The sequence below is a fragment of the Streptomyces sp. AC512_CC834 genome, assembly GCF_019049325.1.
Taxonomy (GTDB): domain Bacteria; phylum Actinomycetota; class Actinomycetes; order Streptomycetales; family Streptomycetaceae; genus Streptomyces.
The window spans coordinates 1-210 of record NZ_JAGMUO010000122.1 but is presented as its reverse complement, the minus strand read 5'-3'; the positions used below and the strand labels follow the sequence as shown (position 1 = coordinate 210).

Here is a 210-nt window from a genome sequence, read left to right as displayed (position 1 = left end):
CCGTTGCCGTAGAAGAAGTGCTGCGGGGTGACGCTGCGCCCGACGAAGACGTCGTCGTTGAAGTACAGGTAGTGGTCCGACAGCCCCGGTATGTGGTGCAGCCTCGTCTCGATGGCGTGCGAGTTGAAGACCGGCAGCACACCCTCGGGGAAGATGTCCTTGTGGTCGACGACCGTCACACCGGGCGCGTCCGCGTCCAGCCACTCCGGC

1 pseudogene is annotated in these 210 nt (G+C 65.2%); it reads right to left on the bottom strand.

The window, feature by feature from the left end:
* A pseudogene (locus KUM40_RS38125) lies at positions 1-210 on the bottom strand (sugar phosphotransferase); the annotation flags it as partial.